We start from the raw sequence: 18,986 nt of genomic DNA on the forward strand, positions 1-18,986 counted from the left end.
GACCCCCATGCTGCGTGCTTCGCGGCCCGAAATATATAGCGCTATATACAGCTGTGTGTCATTGACGTGCCAGGTCGTTAATCGCGGCTTGTACCTACCGCGTCACGCAAAAACAGCTGGGACGTCGTGCGTTTGCCAGAGCCGCGACGCTCAATCGATCAACCTTCGCAGGGCCCGCGATAGGCAAACTGCCGATTGGGGCAGGAGCCAGACCGCTGCATTGGCGTATTGTTGCAGCTGCAATAGGTCTCCTCATCCGCGGTGCACGTCGCCACGCCGCACACACCCAGCGCGGTCTTGCTACAGCCCTCGAGGCCCTCGCCCACGCACTGACCAGAGCGACACTGACGCCCGTCGCTGCACGGCTCACCGTCTTCCTTATTGGGCGTACACGGGCCGCGATAGGCATGACGCGCGCCTGGACACGAGCCTGACCCGGTGAAGGTCTGGCCGTCGCAGCCGCAGTACTCGGCGAGATCACGGGTGCACATCCGCTCGGTGCTGACGCAGCGCCCTTGACCCGGTTCGCAGCCAACCCCCTCGCACACCTGCCCCTCGCCGCAATCGGCTGTGGTGTCACAGGTTGGGCCGCTCGGAAGCTGCGGCCCGGCCGGCCGCTTGGGGTCGTCGGTGGCGTGGCCTTCCCCACCCTCGTCGGATGGGTCCACGCCTGCAGACGACGGCGCCTGTTGGTGATCGTCAGAGGGCGGCGGCTGGGTCGAGCTGGTGGTCGAGCAAGCGAGCAGCGTGAAGGCGAGGGACAGCACGTAGTGACGCAACACGGCGGGGATCTTATCCTGTCGGGGGACGCGCGACGCTATCCCACACCGAGCCCACACCGAGCCCACACCGATCCCACACCGATCGGCGAGCACGGACGAAGTGCCAGTTTGGGATGCGTGCACACTCGATATTCTGTAATACGCTCGGTTTCGATCGCAAACGGGGCGTTGTGCCACGTTTGCCGGACACCCTGGGTTGATCGCGACAAACTGCGTGACACGCTTCTCAATTGATCGTGGGTTCAGTACAATGACCACGTAGGTCCAAGCATGTCCAAGTCCCGTCCCAGCTGCTCTCGCTCGCTATGCAAGTCCATCGTCGGCTCGGTGGTGGCTGCGGCGGCTTCGCTGGCGACCCTGCTCATCACCCCGGCGGCCGGCGCGACCGAGCCGGAGCCAGGGGCGGAGTCGGCACTCGAGGCAGCGGCCGAGTCAACGAGCGAGCTCCAGCTGGGCAGCACGATCTTCGGCGTCCCGCGGCTGAGCTGGACGATGGCGCCGCCGCTTCAGCTCCAACCGGAGCGCGCGCGGCTGATGTTGCTGCTCCCGACCGAGTGGATGCCAACCCCGGACTACGGCAAGCTGGGCGTCCCCTTCGATCCGGAAAAGAGCTGGGAGTTCCAGAACGACCAGCGCCTGACCGAAGCCACGATCGGCACCAGCTTGCGCCTGCGCATCACGGATCCAGAGCACTCGATCGACTTTCGGCTGCGCTTGATGCCGCGCGCGGCGATCGCCGTGTTGCACTTCGATCCCACGGCTCGGCTGCACTGAACCTCGCGCACTGAACTGGTGTGGCGTGTTGGGCTGGCCCGGGGTGTCCCGGGAGCCCGGCCATCGCAACTGTGGTTGTTCGCAATAGTTGCGAACGGCTCAGGGGTCGCCTCGCCGGCCGCGCAGGAACCACCAAGAGCCGGGCCCCGACACGGTTTCTAGAGTTGGCACGAACCCTGAAGACGTGGCGCTCATGCTCTCACAGATCTCCCTGGTGGTCCTCTCGTGGTTCTCCTCCCTCGACCCCGCCGCCACCGAGCTGATGGAGCTGGTCCACAGCGTGGCCGCGACCGAGGTGTTTGAACAGCGGATGAACCCCGCCCTCGCCGCCGTCCAGCTCGAGCTGCTGCCCGACCGAGACGGCGCCGACGCGCTCGCCGCCAGCGTGCAGCGGCAGCTCGGGGATGAGCTCGAGGTGTTCGTCGAGACCGTGGGCGGCGAGGGCGAGCTACCGCCCAGCTATCGCGTCGCCGTGGGGCCCTTCGACGAGTTCGAGCAGGCCGAGCGGGCCCAGCTCACGCTCGAGCGCCTCGGCTTCGACGGCTTCGTCCGCCAGCTCGACGTCATGATCGGCTGCTGAGACCGCAGGCCTGCGCGACCTCGTCACGGTAGCGCAGCCACGCGAGCAGGGTCCGCTCCATCGCCTCGACCGCGTCTGCGCGAGCGTGCTCGCGACTGTGATCCAGCACGCAGCGCCACGCGGCCGCCCGGTGATCGCCCTCGACCGCCCGGTGAGCCTTCGTCAACGCCAGCGACTCGAGCGGCAGCCCGTAGTGGACGACGAGCGGGTGCTGCTCGAGCGGCGGCGCGGGGCGGCGGGACACGCTGGGATCGAGCTCGCCGCGATCGTGGCAGGTCCCTTCAATGAAGATCGTCACCACGCACGCGGCCACGACCCAGCCACGGGCAATCGTCAGCTCGTCGAGCGTCGCCCGATACGCCGCGGCGGCGGGCAGCAGCTCAATCCTCTCAAATCGATCGAGGTCCATCCCGAGCCCGCGGGGATACTCGAGAAACAGCTCGGGGTGCGGGCGCCCGGCCGCGATCCCGCCGGTCTCCTCTTCATAGAGGTTCTCGGCCAGCTCGCGGCGCACGGCGGGGATCGGGCACTGGACGTACGCGCGGCCGACCAGGACCGGAAAGTCGCGCACATAGGTGGCGTACTCCTGCTCGAGGTGCACATGCAGCCGATCCGCCGAGACCTCACCCGAGTTGAAGCCAGGCCACGCCCAGTGCTGCTTGCGCTCCATGATCTGCAACAGCGCCTCGCTAAATGCGTCGCGGTTCATGCTGCGATCATGCCTCAATTCGTCCGGCGAGCCCGCCGCCACCTCACTCGACCATCGGCAGATCCAGATAGAACCGCGAGCCAACCCCCAACGTGGTCTCGACCGACAGCTCACCGCCGTGATCGAGCGCGATCCCATGTGACACCGCGAGGCCCAGCCCGGTGCCCTGATCCCGAGACTTGGTCGTGAAGAAGGGGTCGAAGATGCGCGCGAGCACCTCGGGGTTGATGCCCGAGCCCGCGTCCTCGACGACGACGCGGACCCAGACCTTGCCCGTGTCGCGGACCAACCGCTCGACGCGAACGCGGATCTGCTTGCGTTCGTCGTAGCCCGCATAGCACTGGTTGAGGGCGTCACGCGCGTTGGTGATCAGGTTCATGATGATCTGCTGGATCGCCTGGATCTGGCAGTGAACCCGCGGGTTCCCGACCACGGGCTCGAGCACCAGCGTGATGTGATCCTTGCGCAGGATGCTGCGGATCAGCGACAGCGTGGTGTCGATGACCCCGCTGATCTCGACGAACTCGCGCCGTTGATCGAACTCCTGGCGCGAGAACGCGAGCAGGTTGCGCACGATGGTGGCGACGCGGTTGCTCTCGTGGGTAATCTCGGCGGCGAACTCTTCGACGACCGCGGGCTCGCCCGATGACTGGGCGATCAGCTCGGCGTAGTTCATGATCCCCTGGATCGGGTTGTTGATCTCGTGGGCGACCCCGCTGGCGAGGGTGCCGATCGAGTCGAGCCGCTGTTGCTGGCGCAGCTGGTTCTCGAGCAGCTGCTTGTCCGCCTCGGCTTGCTTGCGGGCGCTGACGTCGGTCGCCACGACCACGGCGTTGCGGCGCAGCCCGCTGGCCCCAGATTCGGACTCGGTCTCGGTCTCGGATTCGATCTCGGATTCGGATTCGAGCTCGGATTCGGTCTCGGGCTCGGGCTCGGGCTCGATGAAGTCCGGCGCGAGCTCGACGGGTGCCAGCCGGGCCTCGTACCAGCTGGTCGCGCCCCCAGGCGTGGCGAACTCCAGCTCGAGTTGCTGCGCGCGCCCGTGGTCGAGCACCTGCGCCACGGCCTCGCGCCAGGCCAGCGTCGACGCCTCGGTCAGCGCCCCAGCAGTGGAAGAGCCACCGGTCGCCATGCTCGCGAAGGGGCCGCCGCGGTTGAGCAGGGCGATCTCGCCGCGCTCGTCGAGCAGCGCGATCACGTCGGGGGCGCTGTCGACCAGCGAGCGCCAGCGGGCCTCGCTGCGACCGAGCGCGGCGTGGAGCCGAGCGTTGTCGAGGACCCGGGCGGCCGCGTCCATGATCAGTCGCAGGGTCTCGATGATCGCAGGCGTGAACCCGTGGCTGGTCAGCCGGTTCTCGAGCACGAGCACACCCACGCGACGCTCACGCTTGAGGATCGGCAGCGCCAAGACCGTGCGCGACGCGTGGGCCTGCAAGTACGGGTCGGCGGCGAACCGGGGATCATCGCGGGCGTCGTCCAGGACCAGCCACTGGTGGGTACGCGCGACAAAGTTGATCAGCGTGGCCGGGGCCAGCTCGCTGGCGTCGCGCAGGGTCGGCGCGCGCTCGACCATGGTGGCCGCGGTCGCGCCCCCCGCGTGGGCGACCAACGCCAGCTCGCCGTCGCGCTCGAGCAACAGCATGCCGTGATCAGCCCCCGCGCTGGTCATCGCGGCGTCGAGCGCCCGGCACGAGACTCGCTCGAGCCCGAGGTCCTCCGACAGCACGCCGACGCTGTGCAGCACGCTGTCGAGGTCGAGCGACGCGACGCTCGAGCGCTCGGAGCGGGTCCCCGAGCGCTCGGAGCGGGTCCCGAGCGGCCCCAGGCGAATGCCCGAGCTGCGCTCGAGCTGCTCGCTGCTGGTCTCGGCCCGGACCAGCTCGCCGAACAGCCCAGGCTTGGCGACGCGCAGCCGCTCGAGCTTCGCGCCCGCGCCCCACAGCGCGTAGGCGTCCCAGGCCCGACGCCACGCACCCTCGGCGAGCAAGCTCAGGCCACGCTGATCGAGCAGCTCGGCGGTGCACTCGCCGACTAGCGCCTCGACCCAGCGACAGCCCTGGTAGCGCGCGCTGGCCCACGCACGGTCGAGGTGATCGGCGGCTCGGGCAAACCGCCCGCTCGCGGCCGCCCGCATGCCCAGCGCGAGCTCGGCGTAGTGGCCGTAGCTGTCGCGCCCAGTCCTGGCCCAGCGTCGCAGCAGCCGCAACGCCCGGCGCGCGGCGGCCAGCGCTTCGGTCGGGGGCTGCTCACCCGCCACGCGCAGACGGTCGACGGACACGACGATGACCAGCGCCGTCTGTGGGATCAGCGGGCCGTTGAACGCGAGCTGCTCGACCGAGCCGACCACGGCCAACGCCAGAGACATCGCGGCGCGCAGGTCCCCGAGCAACAGACTCGAGATCGCGCGGTTGACATCGTGGATGCAGGCGGTCGTGAGCGTTCCCCCGCGCGCCAGGACCATGTCGGCGTCAATGATGCGCGCGTCGAGCAGGCCGCCGCGCGAGCTCGATCCGCTGGAGCTCGGCTCCCAGTTGGGCGCCTGACCGATCAGCGTGACGTGCCAACAGTGCAGGAGCCACACCAACGTGACGGCTTGCTTGGTGCCCCAGCGATCCAGATCCGCGCGCAGCTCTGCGCAGCGTCGCTCGAGCACGCTCAAGTGGGTCCCGATCTCGATCGGCAAGTGGCACGCGCGCATGGCCAGGAAATTCGCGGCTCCGAACTCGCCGAGCTCGTGCGCGAGTGGGTAGCTCTCGTTCACGATCGCCGTGACCTCAGCGAAGCTGCGACCGCGGTGGAACACCAGCGTCAGCCCCGGCGCGATCACACCGAGCCGCGTGCGCGCGGGGGTGGCCGAGCGCTCGCACAGCGCGAGCGCGGTCTCGACCATCTCGACGCCCTCCGCGGGTCGCTCGAGCGCACCGCTGACGCCAATGGCCAGATCCGCGAGGGCGCCACAGGCCGAGGGATGAAAGCCGTGCCGACAGACCAAATCCAGGTGGATCGCGGCCAAGCGCATGGCGAGCACCGGACTGACGGTGAACGCCGAGTACTTGACCTCGGTGACGATCTCGATCAGCGCCGCCGCCCGCTCGTCTGCGCAGGCCGGCAAGCTCATCAGGCCTTCGCGGCCGAGCGCTCGCACCCGCCTCGCCGCACGCAACATGCCCAGCACCGCCCGCGCGCGCATGCCCGTGCGTGCGACCTCGAGCCCGAGCCGCGCCATCGCGGCGAACGCCAGATCGACCGCCTGCTGCTCGCACCCGTTCTCGCGCAGGATCCGACAGCGACGGGCGACGACGCGACCAAAGTGGTGATCTTCGAGGCGCCAGCGCAGCAGCTCGTCGAACGCCTCGTCTGCCTGCTCGCGCGAGTGAGCCAGGGCCAGCGACTGGGCCCGCGCGAAGTGCAGCTCGAACGAGAGCCCGTAGTGTTCGCTGCTCGGCCCGCGCTCCGCCACGATCGGCGTCCAGCTCGCGACCAGCGCGATGCCCTGCTCGAGGTATCGCAAGGCCAGCTCGTAGGCGCCCGAGTCCAAGCTCCGCGCGCCCGCCCGCAGCTCGAGCTGCGCGAGCTCGATCTGTAGATCCTCGTCGAGCTCCGCGGGCATCCCCGCGTTGAGATGGTCGACGATCTCGAACAGCTGCTCGTCGACGCCCGCGCGAGCCTCGAGCAGGCGACGACCCAAGATCCAGTGAACGACCCGCTGCTGCTCGGGCTCGAGCTCGGCCAGGGCCGCGCGCCGCAGGCCCTCGTGCGCGAAGCCAAGCTCGAGACCGACGCTCGACAGGACCCCGTGATCGATCAGCGCATAGCAGCTCGCCGCCAGCTGGGCGCGCGGCGCTTCGCTGACCAGCGCCAGCTCGGAGACGCCAAACCGAGCGCCGATACACGCCGCGCGTCCCAGCAGCTCGCGCGCCTCGGCGTCGAGCGCCGAGAACTTCGCGTGCATCATCTCGACCGCGTCGTCGGGGATGTGGGCGAGCTCGACGTCGGCCTGGTCCCAGCGCCACCCTGTTGGGCTGGGACGCAGCGCGCCGCGCTCGAGCAGCTCGGCGAGGAACTGCTCGACGAACAGCGGCACCCCTGCGGTCTTGCGCGTGATGACCCGCGCGAGCGTCTCGACCTCGGTCAACGGGCGCCCCAAGCTGTCCGCGAGCAGCGCCTGGATCGACGCCTGGGTGAGCGGCGCGAGCTTGATGTGGCGCACTCGTCGATATCGGTGTCCAGGCCCGGGGACTCGTGTGGCCTCCGTGATCAACGTTGCGACCGGACCGTCGGGACCGAGCGCGTCATCACGGAGCGTGGCGACGATCAGCAATCCCCCGCTTGCGTGACCGCTGACCAGCGACTCGAACAAGCCCGCGCTGGGACCGTCGGCGCGATGCAGATCCTCGAGCACCAGCACCAGCGGACGGGCTGGGTCGGACAGGCTCGCGATCAGGCGCGTCAGCGTGATCCGCAGGCGGTTGCGGGCCTCGATCGGCTCGAGCTCCAGCGGTGGCGGCAACTCGAGGTCGAGCACCAGCGCGAGCGACGGGAGCAGCTCGACCGCGACGCTGGCCAGGCTGCCCAGACCCTCGCGCAGCCGCGACCGCCAGCCGGCCAGGTGGGCGTCGCTCTCGGTCAGGAGCTGGTCGAGCAGCCCCGTCAGCGCGTCGATGAAGCCCGAGTACGGGAGCCCACGCTGCTCGTCGAAGCCGCCGCGCGCGAGGTAGCCGGAGCCGTCGGCGACCGCGAGCTCGAGCTCGCTCACCAGCGCAGACTTTCCGATCCCAACCGGCCCGGTCACCAACAGCGCGCGCGTGGTCCCCGACTCGACCACGGCGCGATGGTCCGAGCGCAGCGCCGCCTGCTCGTCCTCGCGCCCGTACAGCTGGTGCGGTAGCGCGAGCCGGGCCGTGACATCGGCGGTGCCAAGCACGAACGCGTGGTCGGAGTCAGCCCCCTGATCCCCCTGATCCCCCTGATCGAGGTCTCGAACGCTGCGCAGATCCGCGGCGAGCCCGGCCGCGGTCTGGTAGCGGTGCTCGGGCGCCTTCTCGAGCAGCTTCATGACCAAGCGCGAGAGCGACGCGGGCAGCGATGGCCGCAGGCTGACCGGCGGCTCGGGCGTGCGCGCGAGGTGAGCGTGGATCAGCTCGAGCGGAGCCTGATCGACGAACGGCACCCGCCCGGTCAGCAGCTCATAGAGCGTCACGCCCAGGCTGTAGAGATCGCTGCGCAGATCGACCGCCCGATTGGTCCGCCCGGTCTGCTCGGGGGACACATAGGGCAGCGTGCCCGCGAGCACGTCGAGGTCGTAGAGGTGGCGACGCTCGCTCTCGAGCAACACCGAGATCCCAAAGTCGATCAGATGGATATCCCCGGACTCGCCAACGATGACGTTGGTCGGCTTGATGTCGCGGTGGATCACCCGGCTCGCATGGGTCTGGGTCAGGATGTCGGCGAGCGCCAGCGCGATCGGCCAAAATCGCGGCAGCGGCAGCGCCTCACCGCCCGCGTACTCGCGCAGGTTCACGCCGGGAACGTGATCGAGCACCAACACCAACTGATCGCCAGCCCTGCGTAGCTCGCGAGCGACCACGACCCCCGGAATGTCGAGGCGCTCGATCAGCTCGAACTCGTGCAGCACCCGATCTTCGACCGAGGCGTGCTCGATGTCGTAGACCTTGGCGACGACCCGACGCCCATCTCGCTCGGACACCGCCTCGTACACGCGTGCGTGTCCAGAGCCCCGCAACAGGCGGATCACGCGATACTCTGGCAGCGGGAGGTTCATGCGTGTCGGGCGATTCGCTGGCCGATAGCACGAATTGCGGCGTGTGGATCGCGTGGGTGGCCGAGCACGGCTTCACCTGCTGAGGTAGCGAGCTGCATAGGGCGCGAACCGTCCCCGAACCTCGGCCTCGGTCAGGCCACAGTCCTCGAGCGAATAGACGTGCTTGGGCCTGGATCGCCGCCCGCCCTGCATGTGTGCTCGCAGCGCCTGCTCCCCATCGTCGGGCCAGGGGATCGAGCCGTGGGCGTAGATCCGACGGGCGGTGGCGATCGGATCTGCGACCAGATCGTCATAGTGAATGTCCAGCACCCGATCGTCGAGGCCCTGGTCGCGCGCGGCCTGACAGCGGTCGGTCATCGAGATGAACAGATCGAGGTTGCGACGAGCGGTGCGCTGCACGTCATGGTGCTCGGTGACCAGCCCAAACACGCTGTTGAACAGGCTGGACACGCTGGCCACGACGGTCACCGGATCGCGGTGTGCGTAGACGACAACCACGTCTGGGATCTCACTGATGATCTGCGCGAGATGACCAGTATGAGCCGGGGCTTTGAGCACCAAACGCCCCGGCTCGGCGGCCTGCAGCGCCCGCAAGTAGGCGTGGTACTCGCGATACGCGGGGCCGAGATCCTGCTCGCCGTACCAGTCGAGGTAGCTGTAGACCGGCGCGATCATCCACCACGCGATGCTGCAGAAGCTGGGGTTGAGCAGGAACACGCACTCTTCGGGCTCGTCTGGATCGAGGCGGTGCTTGGCGTCGAGGTCGGGCGCGAGCTTGCGGATCATCGCGACCTGCTTGGCGGCCTGCCGATAGCGATCGTCCTTGCCCTCGCTCGGCGCGAGCGGCTGGTTGACCTCCCATGTCCGACCCGGGCGCGCGCCGGGCATGGCCGAGAGCAGTCGATGCAAGAACGTGGTCCCGGCGCGCGGCAGCCCCAGCACCAAGATCGGCGGCGTCAGGGGTTTTGCGTAGATCTCGGGCCGTCGACGCTGGTCGGCGACCAGCCTCAGGCGCATGCATAGATTGCGGACGATCATGCGATAGACCGCTTCCCGCCCCATCGGCGACAGCTTCGCGTCCCGCTCGAGCGAGCGGGTGAGCACGGCGAGGCCAGCCTCGAACCGACCGTCGCCGAAGTCGGTCTTGCCCTCGAGCTTGGCCGCGGCCTCGAGCAGGCGCGCGTCGTCCAGCGACGGGGTCGGCAGCACCGACATCACACGGTTGACGAACCAAAGTTTCTTGCTGGACATGGGCGTGGGTCCTCAACGGTACGCCCTCGGCCCGTGTGCTGGCGAACGCCTGCTGGCCTCGCCCTGTGCGTCGCGGCTGCGCTATCAACGGGTGTGTCCTGGACCCGCTCCCGCTCGCACACCGCCGCTGCCGCCCTCGACCTCGTCGAGGCCCTGCAGCGACGCTTCAAGCTCGCGCTCGAGCAGCTGTCGACGACGGCGGGCGCCCCCCGGCCGTTCGAGCCCGTCGAGTGGCTGCGCGACCAGGGCACCCACGGCGGCGGCCACCGCTACGTCGCCGCCGAGACCCCCGTGTTCAACCGCGCCGCGATCAACGTGTCGCAGGTCCACTACGACGACGACCCGCACCGCAAGCTTGGCTCGGCCTCGGCGCTGTCGACGATCATTCACCCCCAGGATCCCCGCGCGCCGTCGGTCCACGTTCACGTCAGCTGGACCGAGCGCAAGGATCACAGCGGGTACTGGCGGATGATGGCGGACCTCAACCCCGCCGTCCCCGATGCTGCCGCGACCGCCAGCTTCGCCGCGGCGCTGCGCGAGGTCGCGCCGGAGCTGTATCCCGACGCGAGCGCTCAGGGTGATCGCTACTTCTTCATCCCGGCGCTCGGGCGCTGCCGCGGGGCCACGCACTACTACCTCGAGGGCTACGCGAGCGGTGATCTCGACGCCGACATGCGCCTGGCCCAGCGGTTTGGCGAGGCGGCGCTCGATCGCTACACCGCCCTGCTCGACCCGGCGCTCATGCACCCGCAGCCGCCGAGCGCGGAATTGCGCGGGCGCCAGCTCGCCTATCATTCGCTGTACCTGTTTCAGGTGCTCACGCTCGATCGCGGGACCACCTCGGGGCTGCTGGTCCACGATCAAAATGACGTTGGCATCATGGGCTCGCTTCCGAGCTTCGTGGATCGCGAGCTGCTCGCGTCGTGGGTTTTGCGCCTGCCCGAGGTCCAGCAACCGCTGCTGCGCGGGATCCTGGCGGTGCTGCCCGAGTCGTCCCCAAGCCCTGTCAGCGACGAGGTCCGCGCCGAATTGGCCAAGGTCGTTCGTGCGCACTATCGAGCACACCCCGAGGCGCTCGCGCTGCAGGCCAGCGGCGATGTCACCCCGCCGACGCTCGATAATCATCGTGATCGCAGCTGACCGGCGGGCTCCAGCGCGAAATTCATGAAGTGTGACACACCGATTGATCGGTGCCGCATTGTCCAATGGACCAATTCATCCGGGAATTGCTGTGCTCGTGCGCTCGACCCTTGATCCCACCAACCCCGTCTGCGAGAAGGCTTGCGCCTTCGGTTGGAGCTACGCTCATCGAGGCGGAGAACGCCATGAATACCCGACATGACCGAGTGATCTTTCGTACAATTTTTTGCGCGGGCCTGACCACGACGCTCCTGGGCCTCGGCTGCGTGTCCGAGCTCGACGACTCTGGCGACGACGAGTTTCGCGTCATCAATGGCGCGCCGGCCTACAGCAACGTCGACAAGTACGCCGCGACCGTCGGCATTCACCAGCGCTCCGGCGGGCAGGTCTCGATCAGTCCGTTTTGCACGGGAACCTTGATAAGCCCGGAGGTCGTCATGACCGCCGCACATTGCTGCGATGAGGCCAATGGTGGGTCCAACTTCAACCCGATGGAGCCGACCGAAGTATCGGTGTACTTCGGCGACGGTCCAGCGTTCGTCGGCAACGCCGTCAATGGCGACTTCTACTGGGTGTCCGAGGTCCTGGTGCACCCCAACTACAGCCGCTACTCGCTGACCAACGACATCTGCTTGCTGCGCCTGGCGGCGCCCAATCACGACTCGCCCACGATCCCCCACTTGCCCGCCTCGATCGGTCTGAGCAACAACGACGCTGGCGTCATGCTCGATCACGTGGGCTTTGGCTACGGCGACCTCCAGAAGAGCGAGTACGGCATCAAACTCCAGGCTCAGGTCCCCGTCGCCGGGCTGGGCTGCGTGGTCCCGGGTTGCTCTGGCGGCGGCTCGAGCAGCCAATTCTCCTATGAGCAGGACGGCAGCCCCTACTATGGGCCGTGCAATGGCGACAGCGGCGGTCCCGCGTTCATCTCGCGCAACGGCACGCAGTATGTCGCGGGTATCACCTCATACGGCGACGCGCAGTGCCTGCTCTATGGCGTGAGCACCAACGTCTCGGCGTTCCAGGGCTTCATCGACGACTTCATCGGCGTCGTCGGCCCGGACTGCTCGGCCAACAACCAATGCAACGACGCCTGCGGCCCCGGGGAAGATCCCGACTGCGGCGGCGGTGGCGGGGCCACGTGCAACAATGGCGTGTGCGAAGCCGGCGAGAGCTGCGACGGCCGCGACGGCACCACCAGCTGCAGCGCGGATTGCCCCGGCAAGACCGGCGGCAAGCCGTCGAATCGGTTCTGCTACGTGGGCAACACCTGCGAAGGCCCTGGCTGCTAGAGCTAGAGCGCGGCCAATTCGGCTGTGATTAGCGCTGCCTCGGCGGACATGCCCTGGCTGGCGTACTCGTCAGCCAGCCACTGCATCATCTCGCGGGCGTGTTGTTCGTCCTTGCCGGGGCCGTTGCCGACCCGCTGGAAGAGCGCCCACGCCTTGTCGGGCTTGCCCGCGTGGACATAGGCGCGGACCAGGTCGCGGCGGGCCTCGCGACGCAGCTGCTTGCCCGCGGCGTCTGCCCCGGCGCCCCCGGTCTGAGTTGCTTCGATGCTCGCCACAAACGCCTGCAAGCTCTGAGCGTAATCTGGGCCGGCCGACCCGATCGGGTTGAGGTGGCACCAGCCCAGCTTGTAGTGGGCGTAGGCGGTGACCGAGCTGGACTTGAACGCGGTCACCTTCTCGTACAGCTTGATCGCCTGCGCCAGGTCACCCTCGTTGAAGTAGTGCTCGGCGAAGCTGAGATACGCGTGGGGGATGAAGGTGCCGCTGGGGTAGTCCTTGATCAGCCGTAGGTACGCGGCCTGCATGCCCTGGCTGTCGCCGAGCTGGCCAAGCTCGGTAGCGTAATGGAACAGGGCCTCGTCCATGCGGCCATAGGACGCGAAGGTTGGATCGTTGACGAGCGCATGAAACATCTGCACAGCCGTCTCGCTGGCCACGCGGGCATCGGCGATCGTGCGGGCTTGCTGCTTCTCCAGCGCGCGAGCGAGGTCTTGCTTGCCGCTGGCTTTGGCGGCGTCGATCTTGTCGTAGAGCACGAGCGCGCGCGCCTCGAGATCGTGCTTCCGCGCGAGGTACTCGTCGGCCAGGCGGAACAAGAAATCGGGGTAGTCGGGATCGCTCCTATCCGTCGACTTGATCAGCCGCTCGAGCAGCTCGATTTGATCATCACCAGCTTGGGCGTGACCTACAGGGGGAGCCAGGACCAAGAGCAGGGCGAGCAGGCTGGTCGTGGCCAACCGTGAGTGAAGACGAAGGGGCGAAGACATGTGGAATCGTCGGCGTGTGGGAGTTCGAGCGCGCTGGTCCGAGCAGACGCTCGAGCCGACGAAAAGGTCCACGAGTTCAACTGTTGGTCAGCTGGGCGCTTCAATGGTGTGCGGTCGGCGACGTGCGACCCACGCGAGTCCGAGCAGCGCGAGCGGCATTGCGAGCAACCCCTCGCGCGGGTTGGGTGCGGCCGCGGTCGCGCATGCGCAGCCGGGCGTGCCGCGAAAGTCCAGGCCATCGTCACCGCCAAAGTCGTCACCACCGGCTCCACCGGTGTCGCTGTCACCGCTCGAGGAGTTGTCGGGGGTGCAGTAGCCCTGCAGGCAGATGAGCCCAGGATCGCAGCCACCTCCCATCGTGCACATGCAGCCGGCCTCGCCCAGCTGGCAGCCGTCGCCGGAATCTCCGTCGCCGGGATCACCGTCGCCCGAGCCGGAGTCGCCGTCGCCGGTATCCCCGTCCCCGTCCCCGTCCCCGCTGTCGCCGGTATCACCGTCGCCGTCGCCGCCGATCACGTAGGTGAAGCGCACGCTGTCGAACGCCAGCGGGATCAGGTCACCCTCCGGCTCTCCGGTGTTGTCGGGTAGCTCGATGTACTCGTCGCCGCCGCCGTCGAAGTAGAAGCTGCCGAGCAGCTGCCAGCTCTTGTTCGCCGCCTGATTGAGGGCGACCTGGTCGACGCCGCCAGCGTGGTGCACGGCGTAGGTGGCCCCAGTCGATTGCGCGGTCGCGGGCACGTGGACCTCGACCTCGTAGTCGCCCGGCGTATCGACCGAGAACCGCCAGCGCCCGAGCGTCTCAGGCTGGCCCGCCGCGGTGGCGTAGGTGTACCAGTGATGATTGTCGAGGCCCTCGCCGGCCTCCCACCACCACTTGGTCAGGCGATCGAAGCACTGCACCTCGCTCTCGCTGATCGTGGTCTGACCGCCGTTGAGGCTGGCCGTGCAGGGCCCACAGTTCTCGCTGACGGCGGACTCGGGGTAGGCGATCGTGCCGGCCCCGAAGAACTCGGAGGGGACCGATTGGCACCACCAGGAGCCGCAGATCTGCTGAGTCTGGTAGTGCAGATGCGGCCCGCAGGTCCACCCGGTCTGGCCGACCCGAGCGATCACAGCGCCGGCCTCGACGTTCTGGCCAACCTGGAAATTGGAGGAGTTGCCCTCGACGTGCATGTAGAGGCCCGCGGTCCCGTCACCGTGATCGATGACCACATAGTTGGCATCGCTGGCGTACTGATTGCTGCATCCGCCAACCATGGAGTTCATCTTCATCAGCAGCACGGTCCCCCCGCGGACGGCGAGGATGTCGGTGCCCAGCGGCATCCCGAAGTCCCAGGCGTACTGCGCGAATCCTGTGTGGCTCGTCTGGCCGCCGTTGCTCTGGGTGCACGAGTAGGTCGCACCACACGGCCAGGGCAGCTCGAGCACCGGACCGGCGGCGACGATCGAAGGGAGCACGAGCGACAGCGCGAGCGAGAGCATGGACTACCGTAGCGCATTCACAGGCGGTGACCGGACTCAATTACACTGGGCCGCGTAGTCGAAGAAGCCCAGGTTCCAGTCGGCGTCCTGGTAGCTGCCGTCGCCGTTCGGATCGCAGTACCCACCTGGCTGCGTCATCGGGCAGCCGGCGGTGTTGGGCCCGTGGTGGCAGAAGTTGTTGAATTCGGGGTTGTTGTTGACACACGGGCAGGTGCACGCGCCGCAGTCGGCCGGGCACGAGATGCAGCTCTCGTCGTCGCCGCAGCTGTTGTTGGGACAGTTGGCGCAGGCGCCACAGTCTTGCTCACAGCTGCCACAATTCTCGGCGCCATTGCACATCCCGTCGCCGCACGCGGGCGCACACATGCCGCAGTCCTGCTCGCAGTTTTGGCAGGTGTCGGCGCCGTTGCAGATCATGTCGCCGCAGATCGACTCGCCGCAGCCGTTGGTGCAGTCTTGCGGACAGGTCGCGCAGGTCTCTTGCGGATCGCAGATGTCGTCGCCACAGCCAGGGCAGACCTCGCAGTCCTGCGCGCACTGCATGCAGTCCTCGCTGCCGTTGCACGTGCCGTCGCCACAGTACGGGCATACGTCGCAGTCGGCCTGGCAAGTCTGGCAGGACTCCGTCAGCGGATCGCAGACTTGATCGCCACAGAACGGTCCGCTGGTGTCACCGCCATCGCTCTCACTGTCGCTGTCGGTCGCGCCAGCGGTTCCGAGCGTGGCCGAGGACCCGAAGCTCCCGCTCTCGGCCTCGGTGCCCACACCCGACGAGCAGCCGAGCACCAGTACGAAGAGCAGACAGGCGGCGCGGGCGAGCCCGCGCGCGAGGGTTGAGATCGGTCGTTGATGACTGAGCATGTGTCGCGTCACTGTGGCGGTCGTGATCAGGCCATTGTCAGGCCAGGATCGCCGACAACGGGGTGTTCGAGTACCCCAGCGAGCCGCCGACCTCGCTCGCCTCCGGGCACACGGTCCGCAGACACGCGAGCAGGACGTCGGAGCTGTTCTCGCTGCTCGGGGATCGGTAGTGGACGCCGGGGTACTTCAGGGCGCCACCGCCGGAACCGGCGACGATGATCGGCTGGTCGAAGGTGCTGTGGGTCAGCCCCGAAGAGCAGTCGCTGCTGACCAGCGCGCAGCTGTTGTCGAGCAAGTTGCCGGCCGCTTCGGGGGTGTTGCGCAGGGCCGCGAGCAGGTCGGCGAAGCGGGCCATGGCGTAGATCGTGGCGGCGTCGACAGCTTCGTTCTGACCAGCCTCGTGGGTCATGTCGTGGTGGCCCACGTTCTGGCCGAGATCGTTGAACACGGTGTAGCCGACCGAGCCGGTGAACTGCACGCTCGCGACCCGGGTGATGTCGCAGGCGAACGCGAGCGCGAGCAGGTCGCTCATCACCTGGTTGACCGAGATCAGCTGCTCCTGTCCGTCGATGTCGGCGTTGGTCTCGCTCGGTTGGGGGGGCTGCACGCACTCGGGCGCGGTCGCAGCGATCTGCGTGCGGATCTGGGCGACCGACTCGAGGTGGGCCTGCAGCCGGATCCGATCCGCGGTCCCGACCCGCAGCTGCAGGGCCTTGGCGTCTTCGCTGACGGCGTCGAGCGCAGCGAGCCGATGCGGCGCGGCGGGGTCGTTGGCTGGCGTGAAGCTGGCGAACAGCTTGTTCCACGCCTCTTGTGGGTTGGCGATCTGCGGCAGCGGCTGATCCGGGCCCTTGTGCGACAGATACTGCAAGGTCGGCCCTTCGGAGGTGACAATGCGCTTGGAGATCTGCAGCTGGACCGAGGGCAGGAAGGTCTGGCTGCCGATCTCGCTGGCCGCGACCTGATCGATCGTCGGCCCCCCAGACTTCGACGAGTAGTTCGCACCGTCGACCGGGAGCTCGATGAAGGGGTGGCCAGAGAACAGCGTGCACCCGTCGTGGTGACCGCGGCGGTGCTCGCCGGCCGCCTTGACGTCGAACCTGGACAGCACCGAGCAATAGTCGATCACGCCCGCGGCCGCGAGCGGGGCCAGCTGCGGGGTCACGTCGTAGCCGGGCCCCTGCGTGGTGGGCCAGAACCGCAGGCCGCTGTTGACGTCGCCGCCAACGTTGAGCGCGCAGCCGTTGCCAAAGAACCAAGTGATCAGGCGGCGCGGCAGCGGACCACCGCTGGCCAGCGCCTCACCGTGTTGATCGAGCATGATCTCGAGCAGCGGCAGCGCGAGCGCGACCGCCGAGCCGCCGACCGCTCCGCGCAGCATCGTTCGGCGGCTCATGCCCTTCGAGCGAATGATCGGGGACTTCGCTGGTTTGTGTCGCATCATTTTTAGAGCTGCTCCCCGACGTAGCGAAACGCCCGGCTCGCGACCAGCTCGACGAGCGCAGCCTTGAGGCGGTGGTCGGCGTCGACGAACGCGTCGGCGACGTCCTGCAGGCGCGCGAGCTCGCCCGCCAATTCAACGTGACCGGTGGCGTGACGATAGAGGTTGAGCACGCTGCACCAGCTGAACTGCTCGCGCTCGCGCAGCGCCTGCCCGAGCTCGAGGGCGCCCTCGAACGGCTCGCCGTCGATGTCGCTGGCTGCGTCGATCGGCGCGCCGTTGTCGAGCGTGCGGTAGATGCCGACGCCGTCGTAGTTCTCGAGCCCAAACCCGATCGGGTCCATGATGTTGTGGCACGAGGCGCACAGCGGCTCCTCTTGATGCAGCGCCAGGCGCTCGCGCATGGTCTTGGCCTGCTCGGTCGAGGGCAGGTCCGTCACGACCCCGGGCGGCGGCGGTGGGATCGAGAAGCACAACATTCGCTCCTGCACGAACTTGCCGCGCACGGTCGGGGAGGTGCTGCTGACGTGGGCGAGCACCGACAAGAGCGCCGCGTGCCCGAAGATGCCGCCCCGCTTCTCGCCAGGTGGAACCGGAACCCTGACGAACCCGCTGGGCCCGGGGTACGCGACGCCGTAGTGATCGGCCAAGGCCTGATTCACGAAGGTGTGCTCGGCGTCCAAGATGTCACGAAAGTCGCCGTCCTCGATCCAGACGACGTCGTCGATCAGCGCGATGGTCTCGACCTTCATCGAGTCGGCCAAGTACGGCGACCAGCCCGGGTAGGTGCCAGGATCCTTGGCGATCTCGGCCAGCGTGCGCAGGTGCAGGACCTCTTCGAAGTAGTTGTCGAACGCGGCGCGCGATCGAGGATCGGAGATCAGCTGCTGCGCCCACGATCGGACCCCCGCGGCGTCGTCGAGCTCGCCAGCTTGGGCGGCCTCGAGCAGCGCGCGGCTTGGGGTCGTGTCGAGCAAGAACAACGACATCCGCGTGGCGACCTCGAGCCCGCTGAGCTTGCGCTGGCCGCTGCCGTCGTCCGTTGGGGTCCCGACCTCGACCTGGTAGACGAAGTTGGGCGACTGCAGCATCCCGGCGATGATGAACTCGAGGCCCTTGTCGAAGCTGCCGAAGTCGGTGGCCGCGGTGACGCCGACCTCGGCCCAGCGGCCCAGCTCGGCCTCGTCGAGCGGCCGACGCCACGCCATGAAGCCGAACGAACCCACGAAGCTGCGCAGGCACTCGAGGTCGGCCGGCTGGGTTGGCGTGCAGCTCAGGTAGGCGCTCAGGCTCGCCGGGTTGGCGGTGGCGACCGCAGCGATCGCCACGGCCGAGCGCTCGTAGGCGTCGATGTCCGCGTCGGTCAGGGAGATCTGAGCCGCGCCGATCGCATCGAAGCCATTGAGCGTGACGTCGGCGCGGGGGCTGGCCACGGCCGCGGCGGCCGGCCCGAGCAGGTCGCCCACGGCGTTGACGTACTGGCGCCCGAGCAGGATGCGGAGCCGCGGCTCCGCGAACTCGCCGTCCTCGGGGTTGGTGTCGTCGGTGTCCTCGGTGTCGCTGCCCGTGCCACTGCCACTGAAGGTCGAGAAGGTGTCCGCCGCGTCACCGTCGCCCCCGCAGCTGGTTGCGACCAGCAACGCCGTCGCCAGCAGCAGCGTCGAGCCAACGCGAGGCATCACCGTGATCACCATGGTCACCAAGCTCGCATGATGCGCACGCCCACCTCAAGGTTGATCGGCACGCTGGGATCAAAATGATCGGCGAGTCGAGCCGATCGCGTGTCCGCGACATACAGATCGGCAGTGACTCGAGCTCCGACGCGAGCGCCCGCGGTGACGATCGGTGACGCTTGGTTCGCGAGGGTCGTCAGCCGCCCCAACCCCCTCCGCTCGCAACCTCGCAC

Annotated in this window: 13 protein-coding genes; 4 read left to right on the top strand and 9 right to left on the bottom strand. The window is 68.1% G+C overall.

Features of this window, described 5'->3' with window-relative positions; genetic code table 11:
- Positions 1-158 precede the first annotated feature (158 nt).
- The gene (locus ENSA7_RS23700; RefSeq protein WP_146158057.1) at positions 159-782 is read right to left on the bottom strand and encodes a hypothetical protein; all 624 of its coding nucleotides are present in this window, start codon (positions 780-782) and stop codon (positions 159-161) included.
- A 270-nt stretch (positions 783-1,052) separates the two neighbouring features.
- On the opposite strand from ENSA7_RS23700, the gene ENSA7_RS23705 reads away from it, so the two are divergent.
- A complete protein-coding gene (locus tag ENSA7_RS23705; protein ID WP_146158058.1) occupies positions 1,053-1,556 on the top strand; it encodes a hypothetical protein in 504 nt (167 codons plus the stop codon).
- Positions 1,557-1,749: 193 nt separating this feature from the next.
- Positions 1,750-2,136 (top strand): SPOR domain-containing protein, encoded by a 387-nt coding sequence (locus ENSA7_RS23710; protein WP_146158059.1) that lies wholly within the window; start codon positions 1,750-1,752, stop codon positions 2,134-2,136.
- Here the strand turns inward: ENSA7_RS23710 and ENSA7_RS23715 are convergent.
- The 3 genes from ENSA7_RS23715 to ENSA7_RS23725 form a co-directional block, all read right to left on the bottom strand.
- Complete coding sequence (locus ENSA7_RS23715; RefSeq protein WP_106091612.1) at positions 2,120-2,845, bottom strand: iron-containing redox enzyme family protein; 726 nt, start codon at positions 2,843-2,845, stop codon at positions 2,120-2,122. The genes ENSA7_RS23710 and ENSA7_RS23715 overlap by 17 nt on opposite strands.
- Positions 2,846-2,888: 43 nt before the next feature.
- The gene (locus ENSA7_RS23720) at positions 2,889-8,627 is read right to left on the bottom strand and encodes a protein kinase domain-containing protein (RefSeq protein ID WP_106091613.1); all 5,739 of its coding nucleotides are present in this window, start codon (positions 8,625-8,627) and stop codon (positions 2,889-2,891) included.
- Positions 8,628-8,699: 72 nt separating this feature from the next.
- On the bottom strand, positions 8,700-9,878 hold the full coding sequence (locus ENSA7_RS23725) for a sulfotransferase family protein (RefSeq protein ID WP_106091614.1): 1,179 nt from the start codon (positions 9,876-9,878) through the stop codon (positions 8,700-8,702).
- 93 nt (positions 9,879-9,971) lie between these two features.
- On the opposite strand from ENSA7_RS23725, the gene ENSA7_RS23730 reads away from it, so the two are divergent.
- Complete coding sequence (locus tag ENSA7_RS23730) at positions 9,972-11,018, top strand: coproporphyrinogen III oxidase (protein ID WP_106091615.1); 1,047 nt, start codon at positions 9,972-9,974, stop codon at positions 11,016-11,018.
- 185 nt (positions 11,019-11,203) lie between these two features.
- Entirely contained in the window at positions 11,204-12,310 is a 1,107-nt protein-coding gene (locus tag ENSA7_RS23735; RefSeq protein ID WP_181234038.1) for a S1 family peptidase, read from the top strand.
- A gap of 2 nt (positions 12,311-12,312) precedes the next feature.
- Here ENSA7_RS23735 and ENSA7_RS23740 read toward each other — a convergent pair whose 3' ends face one another.
- The 5 genes from ENSA7_RS23740 to ENSA7_RS23760 form a co-directional block, all read right to left on the bottom strand.
- Entirely contained in the window at positions 12,313-13,296 is a 984-nt protein-coding gene (locus tag ENSA7_RS23740; RefSeq protein ID WP_106091617.1) for a tetratricopeptide repeat protein, read from the bottom strand.
- Between the two features lie 87 nt (positions 13,297-13,383).
- A complete protein-coding gene (locus ENSA7_RS23745) occupies positions 13,384-14,778 on the bottom strand; it encodes a peptidoglycan DD-metalloendopeptidase family protein (RefSeq protein ID WP_106091618.1) in 1,395 nt (464 codons plus the stop codon).
- Positions 14,779-14,814: 36 nt separating this feature from the next.
- A complete protein-coding gene (locus tag ENSA7_RS23750; protein WP_106091619.1) occupies positions 14,815-15,639 on the bottom strand; it encodes a hypothetical protein in 825 nt (274 codons plus the stop codon).
- A 37-nt stretch (positions 15,640-15,676) separates the two neighbouring features.
- Positions 15,677-17,035 (bottom strand): DUF1552 domain-containing protein, encoded by a 1,359-nt coding sequence (locus ENSA7_RS23755; RefSeq protein WP_181234039.1) that lies wholly within the window; start codon positions 17,033-17,035, stop codon positions 15,677-15,679.
- 50 nt (positions 17,036-17,085) lie between these two features.
- Complete coding sequence (locus ENSA7_RS23760) at positions 17,086-18,774, bottom strand: DUF1592 domain-containing protein (protein WP_106091621.1); 1,689 nt, start codon at positions 18,772-18,774, stop codon at positions 17,086-17,088.
- Positions 18,775-18,986: the final 212 nt, after the last annotated feature.

This window comes from Enhygromyxa salina, from assembly GCF_002994635.1.
Lineage (GTDB): Bacteria > Myxococcota_A > Polyangia > Nannocystales > Nannocystaceae > Plesiocystis > Plesiocystis salina_B.